This window comes from Pantoea sp. B550 (assembly GCF_024158165.1).
GTDB classification, from domain to species: domain Bacteria; phylum Pseudomonadota; class Gammaproteobacteria; order Enterobacterales; family Enterobacteriaceae; genus Pantoea; species Pantoea alfalfae.
Window position 1 is genome coordinate 3223710 of record NZ_JAMYXI010000003.1, and the last position, 18542, is coordinate 3242251.

At 56.1% G+C, this 18542-nt stretch carries 17 protein-coding genes; 14 read left to right on the plus strand and 3 right to left on the minus strand.

What is annotated here, in order from left to right; translation table 11 throughout:
- The first annotated feature begins 54 nt into the window (after positions 1 to 54).
- From NIM72_RS18080 to NIM72_RS18105, 6 genes are all read left to right on the plus strand, one after another.
- A complete protein-coding gene (locus NIM72_RS18080; RefSeq protein WP_161736766.1) occupies positions 55 to 1200 on the plus strand; it encodes an HlyD family secretion protein in 1146 nt (381 codons plus the stop codon).
- On the plus strand, positions 1197 to 2765 hold the full coding sequence (locus NIM72_RS18085) for a DHA2 family efflux MFS transporter permease subunit (RefSeq protein WP_253421422.1): 1569 nt from the start codon (positions 1197 to 1199) through the stop codon (positions 2763 to 2765). Before NIM72_RS18080 ends, NIM72_RS18085 begins: the two co-directional genes overlap by 4 nt.
- Before the next feature lies 1 nt (position 2766).
- Positions 2767 to 4296, plus strand: a complete 1530-nt coding sequence (locus tag NIM72_RS18090) for an efflux transporter outer membrane subunit (RefSeq protein WP_222924292.1) — start codon at positions 2767 to 2769, stop codon at positions 4294 to 4296.
- Positions 4297 to 5164: 868 nt separating this feature from the next.
- Complete coding sequence (locus NIM72_RS18095; protein ID WP_003850507.1) at positions 5165 to 5566, plus strand: H-NS family nucleoid-associated regulatory protein; 402 nt, start codon at positions 5165 to 5167, stop codon at positions 5564 to 5566.
- A gap of 178 nt (positions 5567 to 5744) precedes the next feature.
- Positions 5745 to 7337 carry an ABC-F family ATPase gene (locus NIM72_RS18100; protein WP_033782451.1) on the plus strand — a complete coding sequence of 531 codons (1593 nt, stop codon included), beginning with the start codon at positions 5745 to 5747 and terminating at the stop codon, positions 7335 to 7337.
- Positions 7338 to 7347: 10 nt separating this feature from the next.
- Positions 7348 to 7569, plus strand: a complete 222-nt coding sequence (locus NIM72_RS18105) for a hypothetical protein (RefSeq protein ID WP_253421424.1) — start codon at positions 7348 to 7350, stop codon at positions 7567 to 7569.
- A gap of 97 nt (positions 7570 to 7666) precedes the next feature.
- Here the strand turns inward: NIM72_RS18105 and moeB are convergent, their stop codons facing one another.
- Both moeB and moeA read right to left on the minus strand, forming a co-directional pair.
- Positions 7667 to 8425 carry a molybdopterin-synthase adenylyltransferase MoeB gene (gene moeB, locus NIM72_RS18110; RefSeq protein ID WP_222924290.1) on the minus strand — a complete coding sequence of 253 codons (759 nt, stop codon included), beginning with the start codon at positions 8423 to 8425 and terminating at the stop codon, positions 7667 to 7669.
- Positions 8426 to 9661, minus strand: coding sequence for a molybdopterin molybdotransferase MoeA (gene moeA / locus NIM72_RS18115; RefSeq protein ID WP_253421426.1), 1236 nt, complete (start codon positions 9659 to 9661; stop codon positions 8426 to 8428). It abuts the gene before it with no gap.
- Positions 9662 to 9917: 256 nt separating this feature from the next.
- Here moeA and NIM72_RS18120 point away from each other — a divergent pair, with 256 nt between their 5' ends.
- From NIM72_RS18120 to NIM72_RS18145, 6 genes are read left to right on the plus strand one after another with little or no spacing between them, the layout of a single operon-like run.
- Entirely contained in the window at positions 9918 to 10877 is a 960-nt protein-coding gene (locus NIM72_RS18120; RefSeq protein WP_222924289.1) for an isoaspartyl peptidase/L-asparaginase family protein, read from the plus strand.
- A gap of 10 nt (positions 10878 to 10887) precedes the next feature.
- Complete coding sequence (locus tag NIM72_RS18125; RefSeq protein WP_253421427.1) at positions 10888 to 12744, plus strand: dipeptide ABC transporter ATP-binding protein; 1857 nt, start codon at positions 10888 to 10890, stop codon at positions 12742 to 12744.
- A gap of 54 nt (positions 12745 to 12798) precedes the next feature.
- On the plus strand, positions 12799 to 14334 hold the full coding sequence (gene gsiB / locus NIM72_RS18130) for a glutathione ABC transporter substrate-binding protein GsiB (RefSeq protein WP_253421429.1): 1536 nt from the start codon (positions 12799 to 12801) through the stop codon (positions 14332 to 14334).
- Positions 14335 to 14380: 46 nt separating this feature from the next.
- Positions 14381 to 15310, plus strand: coding sequence for a glutathione ABC transporter permease GsiC (gene gsiC / locus NIM72_RS18135; RefSeq protein ID WP_253421432.1), 930 nt, complete (start codon positions 14381 to 14383; stop codon positions 15308 to 15310).
- Complete coding sequence (gene gsiD / locus NIM72_RS18140) at positions 15307 to 16212, plus strand: glutathione ABC transporter permease GsiD (RefSeq protein WP_253421434.1); 906 nt, start codon at positions 15307 to 15309, stop codon at positions 16210 to 16212. Before gsiC ends, gsiD begins: the two co-directional genes overlap by 4 nt.
- Positions 16209 to 16658 (plus strand): DUF4385 domain-containing protein, encoded by a 450-nt coding sequence (locus tag NIM72_RS18145; RefSeq protein WP_253421437.1) that lies wholly within the window; start codon positions 16209 to 16211, stop codon positions 16656 to 16658. Before gsiD ends, NIM72_RS18145 begins: the two co-directional genes overlap by 4 nt.
- A 64-nt stretch (positions 16659 to 16722) precedes the next feature.
- Here NIM72_RS18145 and NIM72_RS18150 read toward each other — a convergent pair whose 3' ends face one another.
- Entirely contained in the window at positions 16723 to 17007 is a 285-nt protein-coding gene (locus NIM72_RS18150) for a hypothetical protein (RefSeq protein ID WP_161734294.1), read from the minus strand.
- Positions 17008 to 17093: 86 nt separating this feature from the next.
- On the opposite strand from NIM72_RS18150, the gene NIM72_RS18155 reads away from it, so the two are divergent.
- Both NIM72_RS18155 and NIM72_RS18160 read left to right on the plus strand, forming a co-directional pair.
- Positions 17094 to 17729 (plus strand): carbonic anhydrase, encoded by a 636-nt coding sequence (locus NIM72_RS18155; RefSeq protein WP_128085280.1) that lies wholly within the window; start codon positions 17094 to 17096, stop codon positions 17727 to 17729.
- A 141-nt stretch (positions 17730 to 17870) separates the two neighbouring features.
- A complete protein-coding gene (locus NIM72_RS18160) occupies positions 17871 to 18530 on the plus strand; it encodes a DUF3313 domain-containing protein (RefSeq protein WP_253421439.1) in 660 nt (219 codons plus the stop codon).
- The last annotated feature ends 12 nt before the right edge of the window (positions 18531 to 18542 follow it).

Consider the following 18542-nt stretch of genomic DNA (forward strand, 5'->3'; position numbering starts at 1 on the left):
AGGTTAACAGGACCTTTATGCCCGGAATCAGGGCCTTAGCCAGTGATGGGAACTATGAGCGAGAATAATCAACGCGATCAACACCAGCAGGACGCAGAAAACGCGACGGATAAAAGCCGTCAGCCAGAGGAAAATCAGGACAACGACCAGCAGCCTGAGCGCAAACGCCCCGGTAAAAAGCCGCTGATTATTCTGGCGGTGGTGGTGGTGATTATGCTGATTGTCGGCTTCTGGTTCTGGTTCTCTACCCGCAACATTGAAACCACCGATGATGCCTTTACCGAAGGCGATGCCGTTACCATTGCGCCTAAAGCGTCCGGCTATGTCGTGAAGCTGCTGGTAAAAGATAACCAGCGGGTGAAGAAGGGCGATCTGCTGGTGGAAATCGATCCCAGCGACAATCGTGCTCAGCGCGAACAGGCTAATGCGCAGCTCGGTTTAGCGGTCGCACAGCTGCATCAGGCGCAGGCACAGCTGGCGCTGTCAAAAGTACAGTATCCGGCACAGCGCGATCAGGCGCTGGCGGACCAGGCTAAGGCTGAAGCGAACCTGCTGAATGCGCAGGCGGATTATCGTCGCCAGCGTGGCGTTGATCCGCGTGCAACCAGTCAGCGTAATATCGACAGCGCGTCCGCGCAGTTACGTTCGGCGCAGGCGCAGTTACAAAGTGCGAAAGCACAGGTTGAAGTGGCGTCACAGGTTGCCCTGCAGATTCGTCAGCAGGAGACCAATGTTGAAGCGCGTCAGCAACAGGTTGAGCAGGCGAAAGCACAGTTAAGCACGGCCGATCTGAATCTCTCCTATACCCAGGTTCGTGCGCCTTATGACGGGTTTATCACCAAGCGTAACGTTCAGCTGGGCACCCTGGTGCAGGCCGGTTCCTCATTGTTCTCGCTGGTCTCACCTGAGATCTGGGTCACGGCGAATTTCAAAGAGTCTCAGCTGCAACGTATGAATCCGGGCGACAAAGTGGAAATCAGCGTCGATGCCTGGCCGGATATGAAGCTGGAAGGGCATGTCGACAGTATTCAGATGGGCTCTGGTTCGCGCTTCTCAACCTTCCCGTCAGAGAACGCAACCGGCAACTATGTGAAAATCGTTCAGCGCGTGCCGGTGAAAATCGTGGTCGATAAGGGACTTGATCCAAACCATCCGCTGCCGCTGGGTCTCTCGGTTGAACCGAAGGTAACGGTGGAATGAGTACGGCGCAGAGCTGGAAACCCGCCAGTAATCCGTGGTTAGTGGCGATCACGGTCACGCTGGCAGTGTTTATGGAGATCCTCGACACCACCATTGTTAACGTGGCGCTGCCGCATATCGCCGGTTCGCTCTCCTCCAGTTACGATGAGTCAACCTGGGTGCTGACCTCCTATCTGGTGGCGAACGGCATTGTGCTGCCTATCTCTGCGTTCTTCAGCCGGCTGTTTGGCCGTAAACAGTTTTTCCTGATCTGCATCGTGATGTTTACCATCTGCTCTTTCCTGTGCGGCATCGCTACCGAACTGTGGCAAATCATTCTGTTCCGCGTGCTGCAGGGCTTTTTTGGTGGGGGATTGCAGCCGGTTCAGCAGTCTGTGCTGCTGGACTACTTCAAGGCAGAAGATCGCGGCAAGGCATTTGGACTCTCTTCTATTGCCATTATTGTCGCGCCGGTGATTGGCCCGACATTAGGTGGCTGGATTACCGACAACTACAGCTGGCGCTGGGTCTTCTTTATCAACATTCCGGTCGGCGTGCTTACCGTGCTGGCGATCTATCAGCTGCTGGAAGATCCACCATGGGAGCGTAAGTGGGCCAAAGGTAAGCTAAAGATCGACTATATCGGCATCAGCCTGATTACCTTAGGACTGGGTTGTCTGCAGGTGATGCTGGATCGCGGAGAGGATGAGGACTGGTTTGCCTCGCACTTTATCGTGCTGTTCGCCATTCTGGCGCTGATTGGCATCGTCGGGGCCATCTACTGGCTGATGTATGCCCGTAAGCCAGTGGTCGATATTCTGGTGATGAAAGACCGCAACTTCTGGGTCGCCGGGCTGTTGATGGCGGGGATGGCGATGATTCTCTATGGCAGTTCCGTAGTGTTACCACAGCTGGCGCAGCAGGATCTGGGGTACACCGCCACCTGGTCAGGTCTGGTGTTGTCGCCTGGCGCGGTACTAATCGTGCTGACGATTCCGCTGGTGCTGAAACTGATGCCGATCGTTCAGACGCGCTACATCATCGCCTTTGGCTTCAGCTGTCTGGCCGTGGCGTTTCTCTACTCCTCGACTTTAACACCCAATGTCGATTTTAAAACGCTGGTGTTGATGCGCAGCGCGCAGTCGATCGGGCTGGGTTTCCTGTTTGTCCCGCTGACGACTATCGCCTTTGTCACCATTCCGCAGCGGCTTAATGCTGACGCCTCGGCGCTCTTTACCATGTTCCGTAACGTGGCCGGATCGATTGGGATTTCACTCTCGACCGCGGCCATTACCGAACGCGAACAGGTACGGTCAGCGCACATGGTGCATAACATGACGCCGCTGAATGAGCCGTTCAACATTACGCTTCAGCACTGGGCACAGGCGATACGTGACTTTACCTCGTCGGTGGGCGATCCCGTCACGCTGGCAACCGGTCAGCTCTATCAGGAGATGATTGCGCAGTCGCGTATCCTCGCTTACATCGATGTCTTCTCAGGCCTGAGTATTGTCGCCCTGATTTTGATTCCATTTTGTTGGCTGCTGTCGCCGATTAAGAGCGAAGGCAGTGCAGGAGCACACTAACATGAAGGTTTATTTCTCTCATCGCCTGAAACCCCTGAGTTTACTGCTGGCCTTCGGACTGGCGGGCTGTGCCGTCGGACCTGACTATCAGGCGCCGAAACCTGCCGTGCCGGGTGGTTACAACACCCTGGATTCGCAGGAGGCGTCAAAGCCGCAAAATGCCGCGATTAATTCACGCTGGTGGCGCAGCTTCAATGATCCGCAGCTCGACAGTCTGATTGAGCGGGCAATTGCGGGCAACCTGAGCCTGCAGCAGACGGTGCTGCGCATTGCCGGTGCACGTGAACAGCTGACGCAGGCGCAGGGCAGTCTGTTCCCCACCCTGGGCGGTTCAGCCAAAGTGACGCGTCAGCAGCTCGGGCTGGAAGGCTTGCTGAAATCCAATGGCGCAACCGATCAGCTCGACAGCAACGTGGCCAGCCAGCTCAATGGATTGACCCAGCCGGTTAACCTCTATCAGGGCAGCTTCGATGCCAGCTGGGAGCTGGATCTGTGGGGCAAAGTGCGCCGTCAGGTTGAGGCCGCCAATGCCCAGCAGCAGGCCGCGATAGAGCAGCGCAATGATGCGCTGGTTTCACTGGAAGCCGAAGTGGCGCGAGCCTGGCTGCAGCTGCGTGGCGCGCAGAGCACCATTCAGACGCTGCAGCAGCAGATTGAGGTGGCGCAGCAGACTACAGAGCTGACGCAGAGCCAGCAGCGGAATGGTCTGGCTCCGCTGACCGATGTGGAAAATGCCCGAGCCCAGCTCAGTACGCTGCAGGCCCAACTGCCGCAGTATCAGTCTCAGGCGCGACAGGCGATGAATGGGCTGGCGGTGCTGCTTGGTAAAACGCCGGGTGCGCTGGATGCTGAACTCAGTACGCCAAAAGCGTTACCGACGCTACCGCAGTTTGTCCCGGTGGGTATTCCCTCCACGCTGGCACGTCGTCGTCCTGATATTCGTCAGGCTGAAGCGACGCTTCATGCTCAAACCGCAGAGATTGGCGTGTCAGTGGCGCAGCTTTTCCCAAGCCTGTCACTGACGGGTCAGCTGGGCGTGCGCAATACCGACGTCAGCTATCTGGATAACTGGAGCAGCCATTTCTACAGTTATGGTCCGTCGCTGTCGATTCCGATCTTCCAGGGTGGACAGCTGGTGTCGAGCGTCAAACTCGCCCGGGCACAGCAGGCCAGCGCCGCGCTGGATTATCGTCAGACGGTGCTGACGGCGTTGCAGGATGTGGAGAATGCGCTGGTCAGCTATCGCGCCGATCAGCAGCGTGTTACCGCGCTGGATGAAACGACCGGTGCCCTTCAGCGCGCCTTTGATCTCGCCAGCGACAGTTACCGGCAGGGGCTTTCAACCTTCCTCGAGGTGCTGGATGCACAGCGTCAGCTGGCACAGGCGCAGGAGCAGGCGACACAGGCGCGGATGCAGAGTGCGCTCGATTTAGTCGCCCTCTATAAAGCGCTGGGCGGCGGCTGGGAAACCTATCAGAACGTTGAGATGCCGCAATATCCGGTATTTGGCCCCGCAACCCAGGCAAATTAGCACTCTGGCGGTCGCTGCCTCTGTGCAGTAACCGCCCTTAATCGTTCTTCCTGTCAGCATTGCATCAGATGCTGACAGCCTCTCACGGCTATTGATAATTATCTAACCTGTTGAATAACCAGGTATCTCACCGCCTCTGTTCCCGACACTGGCAGCAGAAAATAAACGCGTGATAAGCACAGGGTTATTATCAGCAGCCGCGAAGCGACGTTATTTTTATGTTGCTGGTCTATTCTGAGTCAGCTTTTTGAACTCCATCACCTTTCTGAGTTTATTCTCCGGACGGATTTTTTAAGTTGCCTCATGACCAGGCTCGTAAGCCGGGTGCAACTATTCCTCCGCCTGCTTCAGCCAGAACTGTTATTGCGTAGCTGAGGGAACTGCGAATAATCTGACTCTGCTGCAAATCGCAGCGGCAAAAAAAAGTTAACAGATGGCAACGGGCAATATTAAAAATTCATCAGGGCGGTAATTATTTTGGGCTCTTTAACGGCCCGGAGGGGGATTTTTAAACATAATCTGTAAGCTGGTGTGACTGAGATCGCGTTCAGAGCACGTTTTTAATCAGCTATTGCCAGGTGCGCAACCGTAAATAATGATGCTATGAAAACCCACTTTAGTGGATAAGATAAACTGCCAGCTTTCGCTATAAAGCCTCTGAAATCGTTTTCAACAATGCAACCTGAGCACGATTTGTTGTTAATTCAGCGTTAATAAAACGTCAGGCACTGCCGATTTTAATAGTGCTGTTTTGTCTGAATTAATACTTAAGAATTATCTGGGGCGTAAAAATAATTTATTTTTTTATTTGAATTAGGTAATCTTGGCGCTACAGTTTTATTAACCCCCCTTAAACAAGGACATTGTGATGAGTGACGCATTTAAAGTACTGAACAATATTCGCACATTACGTGCCCAGGCTCGTGAACTGCCACTGACCGATCTTGAAGAGATCCTGGAAAAATTAACCGTTGTTGTTACTGAGCGCCGCGAAGAAGCAGAAGCGGAAGAGACGCAGAATCGCGAAAAAGAAGAAAAGCTGTCTAAATATCGCGAAATGCTGCTGGCTGACGGCATCGATCCTAATGAATTATTAGGTGCGCTGGAAAGCGGAAAAAAACGTACCAAGCGTGCGCCGCGTCCGGCTAAATATTCTTACACCGACGAAAACGGTGAGCAGAAATCATGGACAGGTCAGGGCCGCACCCCGGCAGCGATTAAAAAAGCGCTGGATTCCGGTAAAAGCCTGGACAGTTTCCTGATCGATTGATCAACACAATCCTTGTAAGTGGGAGCCGGGGGGCCATTATGGTCCTCCGGCTTTTTTATTTCTGTCGGGATATCAATCACCCCGCCAGGAATCCACGCCTGACGCTGGCGTGCGCTGCGTCACATCTGGCATAATAGCCGCCGTTTTTTCATCCATTCTCTTCACAAAGGTCAATGCCGTGTTAGTTAGCAGCAATATCACCATGCAGTTTGGCAGCAAGCCACTGTTCGAAAATATCTCCGTTAAATTTGGCGGCGGTAATCGTTACGGTTTAATCGGTGCGAACGGCAGCGGAAAATCCACCTTCATGAAGATTTTGGGTGGCGATCTGGTGCCTTCAGGCGGCAACGTCTCTTACGATCCCAACGAGCGCATTGGTAAGTTGCGTCAGGATCAGTTCGCCTTTGAACAATTCAGCGTGCTGGACACCGTTATCATGGGTCACCATGAATTATGGGAAGTAAAGCAGGAGCGCGACCGCATTTATTCTTTGCCAGAAATGAGCGAAGAAGAGGGGTATAAAGTCGGCGATCTTGAAGCGCTTTACGGTGAGATGGATGGCTATAGCGCCGAGTCGCGTGCCGGTGAATTATTACTCGGTGTCGGCATTCCGGTTGAGCAGCATTATGGCCCGATGAGTGAAATCGCCCCTGGCTTTAAATTACGTGTACTACTGGCGCAGGCGCTGTTTTCTAATCCGGATATTTTGTTACTCGACGAACCTACGAACAACCTGGACATTGATACGATTCGCTGGCTGGAACAGGTTCTGAACGAGCGTGACAGCACCATGATTATCATTTCGCATGACCGTCACTTCCTGAATATGGTTTGCACCCACATGGCCGATTTGGATTATGGCGAGCTGCGGGTTTATTCCGGTAATTATGACGAATATATGACCGCGGCAACGCAGGCACGTGAACGTCTGTTATCTGATAATGCCAAGAAGAAAGCGCAGATTGCTGACTTACAATCATTCGTCAGTCGTTTTAGCGCCAACGCCTCTAAATCACGTCAGGCGACTTCACGTGCTAAGCAGATGGATAAAATTAAACTGGATGAAGTGAAAGCTTCCAGTCGCCAGAACCCGTTTATCCGCTTTGAGCAGGACAAGAAACTGTTCCGTAATGCGCTGGAAGTGGAAGGTTTAACGAAAGGTTTTGATAACGGTCCGCTGTTTAAGAATTTAAATCTGCTGCTGGAAGTGGGTGAGAAGCTGGCGGTAATTGGTGCCAATGGTATTGGTAAATCGACGCTGTTGAAATCGCTGGTGGGTCAGCTTACGCCTGATAATGGCACGGTTAAATGGTCAGAGAATGCGCGTATTGGTTATTACGCTCAGGATCACGCCGATGATTTTGCCAATGACCTGACGGTATTTGACTGGATGAGTCAGTGGAAACAGCCGGGCGATGATGAGCAGACCATTCGCGGTATTCTCGGTCGTCTGCTGTTTTCGCAGGATGATATTAAGAAGCCAGCCAAAGTCCTTTCCGGTGGTGAGAAGGGACGTATGCTGTTCGGTAAGCTGATGATGGAAAAACCGAACATCCTGATTATGGATGAGCCGACCAACCACCTTGATATGGAGTCGATTGAATCGCTCAATATGGCGCTGGAGATGTATGAAGGCACACTGGTGTTTGTTTCGCATGACCGCGAATTTGTCAGCTCGCTGGCAACCCGTGTGATTGAGTTGAAAGCAGACAAGGTGGTGGACTTCACCGGTAATTACGAAGATTACCTGCGTAGTCAGGGTATCGTCTGATAAAAACGGGGTGGCGCAGGCCACCCCGTTTTTTTTGGTGCTGATGATTGGTTTTGTTATTTTTGATGCCGGTGGTTTGGCTGGTTCTGTCGTTCAGCATAGGCTCAGGGATTATCTGGCAGCAACGCATGTGCTCAAGGCGCAGGGAACATGGTCAGAGGAGGAAAGCGTCCCGCGCCATGGATGGCGCGGGACGAGCGCCTGGGAGGGTTTAAGCGACTTTCCGATCTGACCATGTTCCCTAAGCAGGTAACACTGCAAAGCTGTGAGGGCTCAAGGAGCATACGTCTTGAGTTTTGAGCTGTCTGTAAAAGGATGTCCGCAGAGGGTTAAGCCCCTCCACCACACACTTCACAGTGCGCATCCTGCGCCACCTTCATGCTGCGGAACTCCGCGCTCATCGCATCGTACATCAGCAACCGGCTGGTGGCGGGCGTGCCAAATGCCGTCAGCACTTTAATCGCTTCCATCGCCTGCATCGCACCCATCACGCCAACCAGCGGAGCCATGACACCCGCTTCCACGCAACTCAGGGTCTGTTCGCCAAACAGGCGGCTGATGCAGCGATAACAGGGCGTGCCGGGCTGCCAGTTAAATACGCTGATCTGACCTTCCATCCGAATCGCAGCGCCGGAGACCAGTGGTATCCGCTGCTGTCGACAGAGCCTGTTAAGCTGCTCACGCACCGCGACATTATCGGTGCAGTCCAGCACCACCTGCTGTTGGGCGATCAGCGCCAGCAGCGCCGCATCGTCAAGCTGTCCGTTGACCGGATGCAACTGGCAGTGCGGATTGATGGCGGCCAGGCTGTGTGCGGCTGAGTCCACTTTGGCGCGGCCAATATCCGCGTCATGGTGCAGGATCTGCCGCTGCAGGTTAGAGTGCGACACGGTATCGAAGTCGAGCAGCGTCAGGCTGCCGACGCCGGCAGAAGCCAGGTAGGGCGCAGCCGCGCAGCCCAGCCCGCCCAGCCCGACGACCAGCGCGCGACTGGCTTTCAGCCGCTCCTGACCGTCAAAATCAAAGCCGCGCAGGACGATCTGCCGGTTGTAGCGCAGCATCTCCTCATCACTTAATTCAGGCAGCATTTACGCCTCCAGCAGGGCGTTGAACGGTTCCACCTCGACCCATTCGCCCGGTTCCACGTTGCCGCGTTCCCGTTCCAGCACAATAAAGCAGTTCGCCTGGGCAAAAGAGCTGAAGACGTGTGAGCCCTGCATCCCGGTGGTCTCTACCTCCAGTTCACCCTGGGCGTTCTGTCGCAGGATGCCGCGCTGGAAATCGAGCCGGCCTGGTGACTTTTTCAGCCGCGAGGCGCAGCGCACTTTCTGACGTGGCGGCAATGCTGATTTTTGCTGGCCGGTGAGGGTGGCAAGCAGCGGCTGCACCAGTTGATAGAAAGTGACGGCGGCGGAGACCGGATTGCCCGGCAGGCCGCAGAACCAGCTGCTGTTAAGGCGGCCAAAGGCAAATGGCTTGCCAGGCTTGATCGCCAGCTTCCAGAAGCTGATGGCACCAAGCTCTTCCAGCATCGTTCTGGTGAAGTCCGCTTCGCCCACCGAGACGCCGCCGGTAGTAATCACGACATCCGCCTGCCGATCGGCCTCGGTGAAAGCAGCACGCAGTGCGGACGGATCATCTTTGATGATGCCAAGGTCGATGACTTCGCAACCCAGCTTATGCAGCATCAGCGAGACCGCAAAGCGGTTGGTGTCATAAATCTGGCCGTCTGCCAGCGGCTCACCAACTGGCTGGAGTTCATCACCGGTTGAGAAGATAGCGACCCGCAGTTTTCGCAGTACGCTGACCTGAGCGATACCCAGCGAGGCGAGCAGCGGCAGCTCGGCGGCACCCAGACGCGTACCCGCTTCCAGCACCACATGGCCCGGCTGAATATCATCACCGGTCAGGCGGATATTCTGTCCCTGACGCACCGGCGCGGTAATCACAATCTCCTCGCCCTGCGTTTCGGTCTGCTCCTGCATCACTACCGCTTCACAGCCAGTGGGCACCGGCGCACCGGTCATGATGCGAATCACGCTGCCCTGCGGCCATTCACCGCTGAACGGCGCGCCGGCAAAGGCTTTACCCGCCACCGGCAGCGGCTGTCCGTTGCTGACATCGGCCAGCCTGACGGCGTAGCCATCCATCGCGGAGTTATCAAAGGGCGGCACGGCAATCGGTGAGGTGACTGCGGTTGCGGTGATGCGCCCGACCGCCTCGGCCAGCGGCACACTCAGCGAGTCGGTGACGGGCGTCAGCTGTGACAGCATTTTTTGTTGTGCCTCCTCAAGGGAGATCAAACCTGCAGTAAAACTTTCCATGAACAGTCCAGCCTGGTTATGTCAGATGCTGCCTATTATGGTGGGATTTGGTCGCTGAGTCACATCGGCGTCGGCCTGACCTGCCGGTCATTGCGACCAAAGTGAAATATGACGGTAAGAAAAGGTTATAACCACAGGAACAGTTTCCGCTTTACAACACTTAGCAGGCTTTCTATAGTCAAAAATCACCAAAAATGGGTGAAAACCATTTTAAATCAGTGTTTTTCGTCCTGATGCAATCACAGGGTAGAGCGTTATGGTCAATGCAGTGATCGCCATTCACGGCGGCGCAGGTGCGATTTCGCGCGCAGCAATGAGCGCTGAAAAGGAACAACGCTACCGTCAGGCGCTCCACGATATTGTCACACAGGGTCAGCAGATACTGGCGCAGGGCGGCAGTGCACTCGATGCAGTGACCGAGGCGGTGCGACTGCTGGAAGAGTGTCCGCTGTTTAACGCGGGCAAAGGCGCGGTCTTCACCCATCAGGGCACCCATGAACTCGATGCCTGCATCATGGATGGCCGTTCGCTGGAAGTGGGCGCGGTCGCAGGCGTAACGCGATTACGTAATCCGGTCCTGGCGGCACGTGCCGTGCTGGAAAAAAGCGAGCATGTGCTGTTTATCGGGGAAGGCGCAGAGCAGTTTGCCGTGGCGCAGGGGCTGGAAACGGTCGAGCCTGATTTCTTCTCTACGCCGGAACGCTGGGAACAGTTACAGCGCGCGCTCAACAGCGATACCGCGGTGCTGGACCATGATGGTGCTGCACTCAGTGACGACCCGCTCGACCCGGACCGTAAGTTCGGCACGGTCGGGGCGGTCGCGCTGGATCTGGCGGGCAACCTCGCTGCGGCCACGTCAACCGGCGGGATGACCAATAAGCAGGCCGGACGCGTCGGCGACTCGCCGCTGCCGGGCGCGGGCTGCTATGCCAGCAACGACAGCGTGGCGGTCTCCTGTACCGGCACCGGTGAAGTCTTTATGCGGACGCTGGCGGCCTACGATGTGGCCGCGCAGATGCGCTACGCCGGACGCTCGTTGCAGCAGGCAAGTGTTAACGTTATTCATGACAGCGTGCTGGAACTGGGCGGCAGTGGCGGCTTAATCGCCGTCGATCGCGCAGGCAACGTGGCGCTGCCGTTCAACAGCGAAGGTATGTACCGGGGCGTTGCGCGGGTCGGCGAGGCGGCTGACGTCGCTATCTATCGCGAAAGTTAAGGATGCAGAAATGAGCGACAGGCAAACGCTACCGCCGCTGGCCCCTGATCAGGTGCTGGCGGTGCGCGATCTCAGTGTGCGTTTTCAGCACGAAGCCACCGTCACAGACGCGGTGCGTCATTTGTCACTCGATCTGTTTCGCGGCGAAACGCTGGCGCTGGTAGGCGAGTCAGGTTCAGGAAAATCGGTCACCTCGCTGGCGCTGATGCGACTGATTGAGCAGGCTGGCGGGAGGGTCAGCGGCGAGGTGCAATTACGTCGTCGCAACGGCGAGGTGCTGGATCTGATGCGCGCCTCAAAAAGTCAGATGCGTCGGGTGCGCGGCGCGGATATGGCGATGATCTTTCAGGAGCCGATGACCTCACTGAATCCGGTCTTCTCCGTGGGCGAGCAGATCGCCGAATCCATTCGTCTGCATCAGGGGATGAGCCACGCCGGGGCACTGGCAGAAGCGCGCCGGATGCTGGATATGGTGCGGATTCCCGATGCGCACAATGTCCTGTCTCGTTTTCCGCATCAGCTCTCAGGCGGAATGCGTCAGCGCGTGATGATTGCGATGGCGCTCTGCTGCAAACCGGCGCTGTTGATTGCCGATGAGCCGACCACGGCACTCGACGTCACTATTCAGGCGCAGATTCTGCAGCTCATCCGCGTGCTGCAAAAAGAGATGCAGATGGGGGTGATTTTTATCACGCACGATATGGGCGTGGTCGCTGAAATGGCCGATCGCGTTCAGGTCATGTATCGCGGCGATGTGGTGGAGAATGCGCCCGTCGCCGAACTGTTCAGCGCACCGCAGCAGCCCTACACCCAGGCGCTGCTGGCCGCGGTGCCCAGGCTCGGATCGATGCAGGGCCAGCCGCTGCCGGCCAAATTTCCGCTGCTGCATAGCGACGCGGTTGATGACGTGCCGCAGGATACGGTTCGCCGCCTGCAGCCCCCCATTCTGCAGGTGCGCGATCTGGTCACCCGCTTCGATATTCGCGGCGGCCTGCTGAATCGCGTCAAAAGCCGGGTTCATGCCGTCGAAAAAGTCAGTTTTGATCTCTATGCCGGAGAGACGCTGGCGCTGGTGGGGGAGTCGGGCTGCGGTAAATCGACCACCGGACGCTCGCTGCTGAAGCTGGTTGCCAGCCAGGGCGGCACGCTGACCTTTGACGGACAGCGCATCGACCATCTCTCAGGTGCTGCGCTCGCCCATCTGCGACGCGACATTCAGTTTATCTTCCAGGATCCCTACGCCTCGCTGGATCCCCGGCTGACGGTCGGCTTCTCGATTATGGAGCCGCTGCTGGTTCACAAGGCGATGCCGCGGCGCGAGGCGGAGCAGCGCGTTGCCTGGCTGCTGGATAAAGTCGGTCTGCTGCCGGAGCATGCTCAGCGCTATCCACATGAATTTTCCGGCGGGCAGCGCCAGCGCATCTGTATTGCCCGCGCGCTGGCGCTGAATCCGAAGGTGGTCATCGCCGATGAGTCTGTCTCCGCGCTGGATGTGTCGATTCAGGCGCAGATTATTAATCTTATGCTCGACCTGCAGCGCGAGTTTGGCATCGCCTTTCTGTTTATTTCTCACGATATGGCAGTGGTGGAGCGTATCAGCCACCGCGTGGCGGTAATGTATCTCGGTCAGATTGTTGAGATAGGGCCGCGTCAGGCAGTGTTTGAACAGCCTCAACACCCCTATACCCGAAAACTCATGGCCGCGGTGCCGGTAGCCGATCCGGCACACCGGCGTCGTGAACGCGCCTTACTGGTCGATGAGATCCCCAGTCCGATTCATGCGTTAGGGGATGAACCTGAAGTGGCACCGCTGATAGAGGTGGCCCCGGGCCATTTCGTCGCCCGCCACGTTATCAGCGCGACCTGAACAGTGACGATGTCGCCCCGGCGACCAACCCAACAGGGATTACAGGAGAACAAAATGCAGAGTACGATGCGTAAAGGGTTACTGGCGGCTGGCGTGTTAAGCAGCGCAATGACATTGCCCGCCTGGGCAGCACAGGATGCGGTGATTGCCGTCGCGTCCAACTTCACCACGCTCGATCCCTATGACGCCAACGACACGCTGTCGCAGGCAGTCGCGAAATCGTTCTATCAGGGGCTGTTTGGCTTTGATAAAGAGATGAAGCTCACCAATGTGCTGGCGGAGAGCTATCAGGCCAGCGCCGACGGCCTGACCTACACCATCAAGCTGCGTTCCGGGGTTAAATTCCAGGATGGCACGGACTTCAATGCGGACGCGGTAAAGGTCAACCTCGATCGTGCCAGCAACCCGGATAACCATCTCAAGCGCTACAACCTGTTTAAACATATCGCCAGCACCGAAGTGGTGGATCCAACTACGGTGAAAGTCACGCTGAAAGAGCCGTTCTCCGCCTTTATCAACATCCTGGCCCATCCGGCGGCGGCGATGATTTCGCCTGCCGCGCTGAAAAAATATGGCAAAGAGATCGGTTTCCATCCGGTGGGAACCGGTCCGTTTGTGTTTGAAACCTGGAATCAGACCGACTTTGTGAAGGTGAAGAAGTGGGACGGCTACTGGAAACCGGGCTATCCGAAGCTGGACAGCATTACCTGGCGACCGGTAGTGGATAATAATACCCGCGCGGCCATGCTGCAGACCGGTGAAGCGAACCTTGCGTTCCCGGTGCCTTATGAGCAGGCAAAACTGCTGGAGAAGAACAGCAAGCTCAATGTGGTAACCACGCCTTCGATTATGCAGCGTTACATCAGCCTTAACGTGACGCAGAAGCCGTTCGACAATCCGAAGGTGCGTGAAGCGCTGGAATATGCCATCAACCGTCAGGCGCTGGCGAAGGTGGCCTTCGCCGGTTACGCCACGCCTGCGACCGGCATCGTGCCGCCCGCTATCGACTTTGCGCAGACCTATCCGGCTATCAGCTACGATCCCGCTAAAGCCAAAGCGCTGCTGAAAGAGGCGGGCTACCCGAACGGATTTGAAACCACGCTCTGGTCGTCGCACAACCACAGCACCGCGCAAAAGGTGCTGCAGTTCACGCAGCAGCAGCTGGCGCAGATTGGCGTGAAGGTAAAAGTTACGGCGATGGATGCGGGTCAGCGTGCTGCTGAAGTCGAAGGTAAAGGCCAGAAAGAGAGCGGCGTGCGTATGTTCTACACCGGCTGGTCCGCCTCAACCGGTGAGGCCGACTGGGCGCTGACGCCACTGTTTGCCACCGCTGCCTGGCCACCGGCAATCTTCAACACCGCGTTTTACAGCAATCCGAAGGTCGATAAAGATCTGGCCGATGCGCTGAAAACCACTGACCGTGCTGAAAAAGCGCGTCTCTACAAAGAGGCGCAGGACACCATCTGGCAGGACCATCCCTGGATCCCGCTGGTGGTTGAGCAACTGGTTTCTGCCAATAGCAAAAACCTGACTGGTTTTTATGTGATGCCCGATACCTCATTCAATTTTGATGAGGCCACGCTGAAGTAACGGAGCCGGCCAGCCCGCGTGGCTGGCCGCAACTGCAGGATGTTGCATGTTTAACTACTTTCTCAAACGACTGTTTGGGCTGATCCCCACGCTGCTAATCGTGGCGGTGCTGGTATTCCTGTTTGTTCACCTGCTGCCGGGCGACCCGGCACGCCTGATCGCCGGGCCGGAAGCGGATGCCTCGGTGGTGGCGCTGGTGCGTCAGGAACTGGGTCTCGATCTGCCGCTGCCACAGCAGTTCTGGCACTTCATGCTGAATGCGTTGCAGGGTGATTTTGGTCAGTCGATGGTTTCCAAACGCCCGGTTGCGGATGAGATCGCCTCGCGCTTTATGCCGACTCTGTGGCTGACACTGGCCAGCATGATCTGGGCGGTGATTTTTGGCATGACCATCGGTATCGTTTCGGCGGTCTGGCGTAACCGCTGGCCCGACAGGCTCGGCATGACGCTGGCGGTGTCGGGCATTTCGTTTCCCGCCTTTGCGCTGGGGATGCTGCTGATGCAGGTCTTCTCGGTTGAGCTGGGCTGGCTGCCCACCGTCGGGGCTGAGAGCTGGAAGCATTACGTTCTGCCCTCCATCACCTTAGGTGCAGCGGTCGCGGCGGTCATGGCACGCTTTACCCGCGCCTCGTTCGTGGAGGTGATGCAGGAAGATTACATGCGCACCGCCAGGGCTAAAGGGGTACGCGAGTCGCTGGTGGTGGTGAAACATGGCCTGCGCAACGCGATGATTCCGGTGGTCACGATGATGGGGCTGCAGTTTGGTTTTCTGCTGGGTGGCTCAATCGTGGTCGAGGTGGTGTTTAACTGGCCGGGCCTGGGGCGTCTGCTGGTCGACTCCGTGGCGATGCGTGACTATCCGGTTATTCAGGCCGAAGTACTGCTGTTTTCACTGGAGTTTATTCTGATCAATCTGTTTGTCGACATGCTCTATGCGGTGATCAACCCCGCTATTCGCTTTAAGGAGTCGCGATGAAAAACTGGCGACGTGAAGCGGCACTGAAAACGATGCCGCTGATAGCGGAGAACCGGGTGCGTACGCCGTGGCGTGAGTTCTGGCGACGTTTCCGGCGTCAGCCGGTGGCGCTGCTGGCCGGGATGTTTGTGCTGATACTGATTGTGCTGGCGGTGATCGCCCCGTGGATTGCGCCGTTCGACGCCGAGAACTACTTCGATTATGACCGGCTCAACGACGGGCCGTCGCTGATGCATTTCTTTGGCGTCGATTCGCTGGGGCGCGATATCTTCAGCCGCGTGCTGGTCGGCACGCGTATCTCTCTCATTGCCGGCTTTTTCTCGGTGGTCATTGGCGCAGTGATTGGCACGCTGTTTGGTCTGCTGGCCGGGTATTACGAAGGCTGGTGGGACCGTATCACCATGCGCATCTGTGATGTGCTGTTTGCCTTTCCCGGCATTCTGCTGGCGATTGCGGTGGTGGCCATTATGGGCAGCGGCATGAGCAACGTGATTGTGGCAGTCGCTATCTTCAGTATCCCGGCCTTTGCCCGACTGGTACGCGGTAACACGCTGGTGCTGAAGCATCAGACCTATATTGAGTCGGCACGCAGCATCGGCGCGTCTGACTGGACAATCCTGATGCGGCATATTCTGCCCGGCACGGTATCGCCGATTGTGGTCTATTTCACTATGCGGGTAGGTACTTCCATTATCACTGCCGCCAGTCTGTCGTTTCTCGGGCTGGGCGCCCAGCCGCCAACGCCGGAGTGGGGCGCAATGTTGAATGAGGCGCGGGCCGACATGGTGATTGCCCCGCACGTGGCGATTTTTCCCAGCCTGGCGATTTTCTTCACGGTTCTGGCATTTAATTTGCTCGGCGACGGGCTACGTGACGCACTTGATCCTAAACTAAAGAGATGAAACCTTTCGATTATGATCAGGACTTCAGCACGATCGACTTCCGCCATCATCCCGAGCTTTATCAGGTCGGGCGAGGTGAGCAGGGTGTGCTGATGGTCGAGCCTTATAAAGGCGAAATTCTGCCGCACTGGCGTTTTCGCACCGTCCCCATTGCTGAAGAGTCGGCTGAAAAAATCATGGCGCTGTTTGAGGATTACCGGCGTCAGGACGATTTTGTCGGCATGGATATGGCGCGCAAATTTATCCAGATGGGATACACCCGAGCGCGTCGTTACAGCAACCACAAAGGCGGGCGCAAATATGACGCGGATGGCAAGGAGCTGCCGCGTGGCATCAACGAGGAAAAGGCTGCTGCAGCGGCCATTTTCAAGGGTTACTGGGACAAACTACGTGAAGACGAGGACTACCTGCGACGCAAGAAGGCGCATCAGCAGCAGTATGGTTAAGCGCTAAATCTCCTCCCCCGGCCACCTCCACCGTGGCTGACATCATTGCCTGAACCCGCCCGGCTCATTCTCCGGGCGTTATCCTGCTTCCCTTTTCCTGCCCTGAAAGGCCAGATGCAAAACAGAAATCTTTGGTTTCGGTCAAACTGCGACGTAAAGTAGTGAAAAAACGCGTAAAAGCCGGTTCAGGACGCAGACAAAAAAAGTGGGTGGATCGCCCTCTGCCTTTTCCAGTAACTTCCCGTGCTGTAAAAAGAAATCGGCTCCAGGAACGCTGGATGGTGAATAAGCGAAACGCTGACGATGCCAGCGCTTCAGGGTTGTCTGAAAAACGCGGGTTGATATTCACTTGTTTTCATTAATAATAAACCAGCAAACCCCACTGAGGGGGCTATGCCCCTCAGGTAATGAAATGGATAATGTGAGAGCTAAATAATGAAAGAGATCATCAACGGATTTCTGAATTTCCAGCAGAATGTGTTTCCTGAAAGGAAGGATCTTTTCAAAAGCCTGGCGTCAAATCAAAATCCGAAAGCGCTGTTTATCTCCTGTTCAGACAGCCGTCTGGTGCCTGAACTGGTGACGCAGCAGGAGCCAGGAGAGCTGTTCGTTATCCGCAATGCGGGCAACATCGTTCCCTCATTTGGCCCGGAGCCGGGCGGTGTCTCCGCTACGATCGAATATGCTGTGGTCGCGCTGGGCGTCTCAGACATCATCATCTGCGGTCACTCCAACTGCGGTGCCATGAACGCCATCGCTTCCTGTGCCTGCATGGATACCATGCCTGCAGTTGAGCACTGGCTGCGCTATGCCGATGCAGCAAAGGCGGTCGTCGAGCAGCGTGAGTATGACTCACCAGAGAAGAAACTGAACGAGATGGTCAAAGAGAACGTTATCGCTCAGCTGAACAACATGAAGACTCATCCGTCGGTCTCCGTTGCCCTGCGTAACGGTAAGCTGCGTCTGCATGGCTGGGTTTACGATATCGAAAGCGGCACCATCATGGCGCTGACCCAGGGCGGTAAGCAGTTCATCACCCTGTCAGATAATCCTGATACCTGCTTCGAGTAATGGCTTTCACCCGCTGCGTTATGCAGCGGGTATATTCCTACCTTCCGCACAGATAACCCCTTAAAACACCGCTTATTTTCAGCCTTTTCCCCGTGATTTATCTATGCTTGCTTAAACCTTCCTGACACAAGCGAGTTGATCATGCGTATACCGTCCATTGCTGCTCTGCTGGCAGTCTCCGCACTGTTGCTCAGTGGATGTACTTCTCATGGTGCAGACAAGCAGCACTATTCGGGTTTCTTAGCGGATTACAGCCAGCTGAAGCCCTCTGAGTCAGCCAGCGGGGAACCGACTCTGCGCTGGATTTCTCCCGACTATAAGAGCAGCCAGTATCAGGATGTGCTCTATACACCGGTCGTGTTCTATCCGGCTGCCCGGCCTACGGCTCGTGTCAGTCAGCAGACGCTGGATCAGATACGCAGTTACACCGATATTCAGTTGAAAGGGGCGATTGCCACCCGTCTGCCGCTGGTTAATCAGGCTTCGCCACATACTCTTAAAGTGCGTGCCGCGATCACCGCCGTCTCGGCAGAGAACGAGGGCGTACAGTTTTACGAAGTCGTGCCGATCGCGGCAGTCGTCGCCAGCACCATGGCGGCATCCGTCCACCGATTTCCGAACAGTGAACTGTTCCTGGAGATTGAAGCCAGCGATGCCGTGACCGGCAAACCGTTGATCCGGATCGTGCGAAAAGCCGTTGGCAAAACGGTCAGTAACAGCACGACGCCAGTCACCTTTGATGATCTGAAGCCGGTTATTGATACGCTGGTTCGTGACACGGTCAGTTTCAACGCGCCATAACCTTTCGGGGCG

Coding starts and splice junctions, on each gene's coding strand:
- NIM72_RS18145 (WP_253421437.1), top strand. CDS start 16,209: ATGAAACCTTTCGATTATGATCAGGACTTCAGCACGATCGACTTCCGC.
- NIM72_RS18095 (WP_003850507.1), top strand. CDS start 5,165: ATGAGTGACGCATTTAAAGTACTGAACAATATTCGCACATTACGTGCC.
- NIM72_RS18125 (WP_253421427.1), top strand. CDS start 10,888: ATGAGCGACAGGCAAACGCTACCGCCGCTGGCCCCTGATCAGGTGCTG.
- NIM72_RS18120 (WP_222924289.1), top strand. CDS start 9,918: ATGGTCAATGCAGTGATCGCCATTCACGGCGGCGCAGGTGCGATTTCG.
- NIM72_RS18080 (WP_161736766.1), top strand. CDS start 55: ATGAGCGAGAATAATCAACGCGATCAACACCAGCAGGACGCAGAAAAC.
- gsiB (WP_253421429.1), top strand. CDS start 12,799: ATGCAGAGTACGATGCGTAAAGGGTTACTGGCGGCTGGCGTGTTAAGC.
- NIM72_RS18155 (WP_128085280.1), top strand. CDS start 17,094: ATGAAAGAGATCATCAACGGATTTCTGAATTTCCAGCAGAATGTGTTT.
- NIM72_RS18085 (WP_253421422.1), top strand. CDS start 1,197: ATGAGTACGGCGCAGAGCTGGAAACCCGCCAGTAATCCGTGGTTAGTG.
- moeA (WP_253421426.1), bottom strand. CDS start 9,661: ATGGAAAGTTTTACTGCAGGTTTGATCTCCCTTGAGGAGGCACAACAA.
- moeB (WP_222924290.1), bottom strand. CDS start 8,425: ATGCTGCCTGAATTAAGTGATGAGGAGATGCTGCGCTACAACCGGCAG.
- NIM72_RS18160 (WP_253421439.1), top strand. CDS start 17,871: ATGCGTATACCGTCCATTGCTGCTCTGCTGGCAGTCTCCGCACTGTTG.
- gsiD (WP_253421434.1), top strand. CDS start 15,307: ATGAAAAACTGGCGACGTGAAGCGGCACTGAAAACGATGCCGCTGATA.
- NIM72_RS18090 (WP_222924292.1), top strand. CDS start 2,767: ATGAAGGTTTATTTCTCTCATCGCCTGAAACCCCTGAGTTTACTGCTG.
- gsiC (WP_253421432.1), top strand. CDS start 14,381: ATGTTTAACTACTTTCTCAAACGACTGTTTGGGCTGATCCCCACGCTG.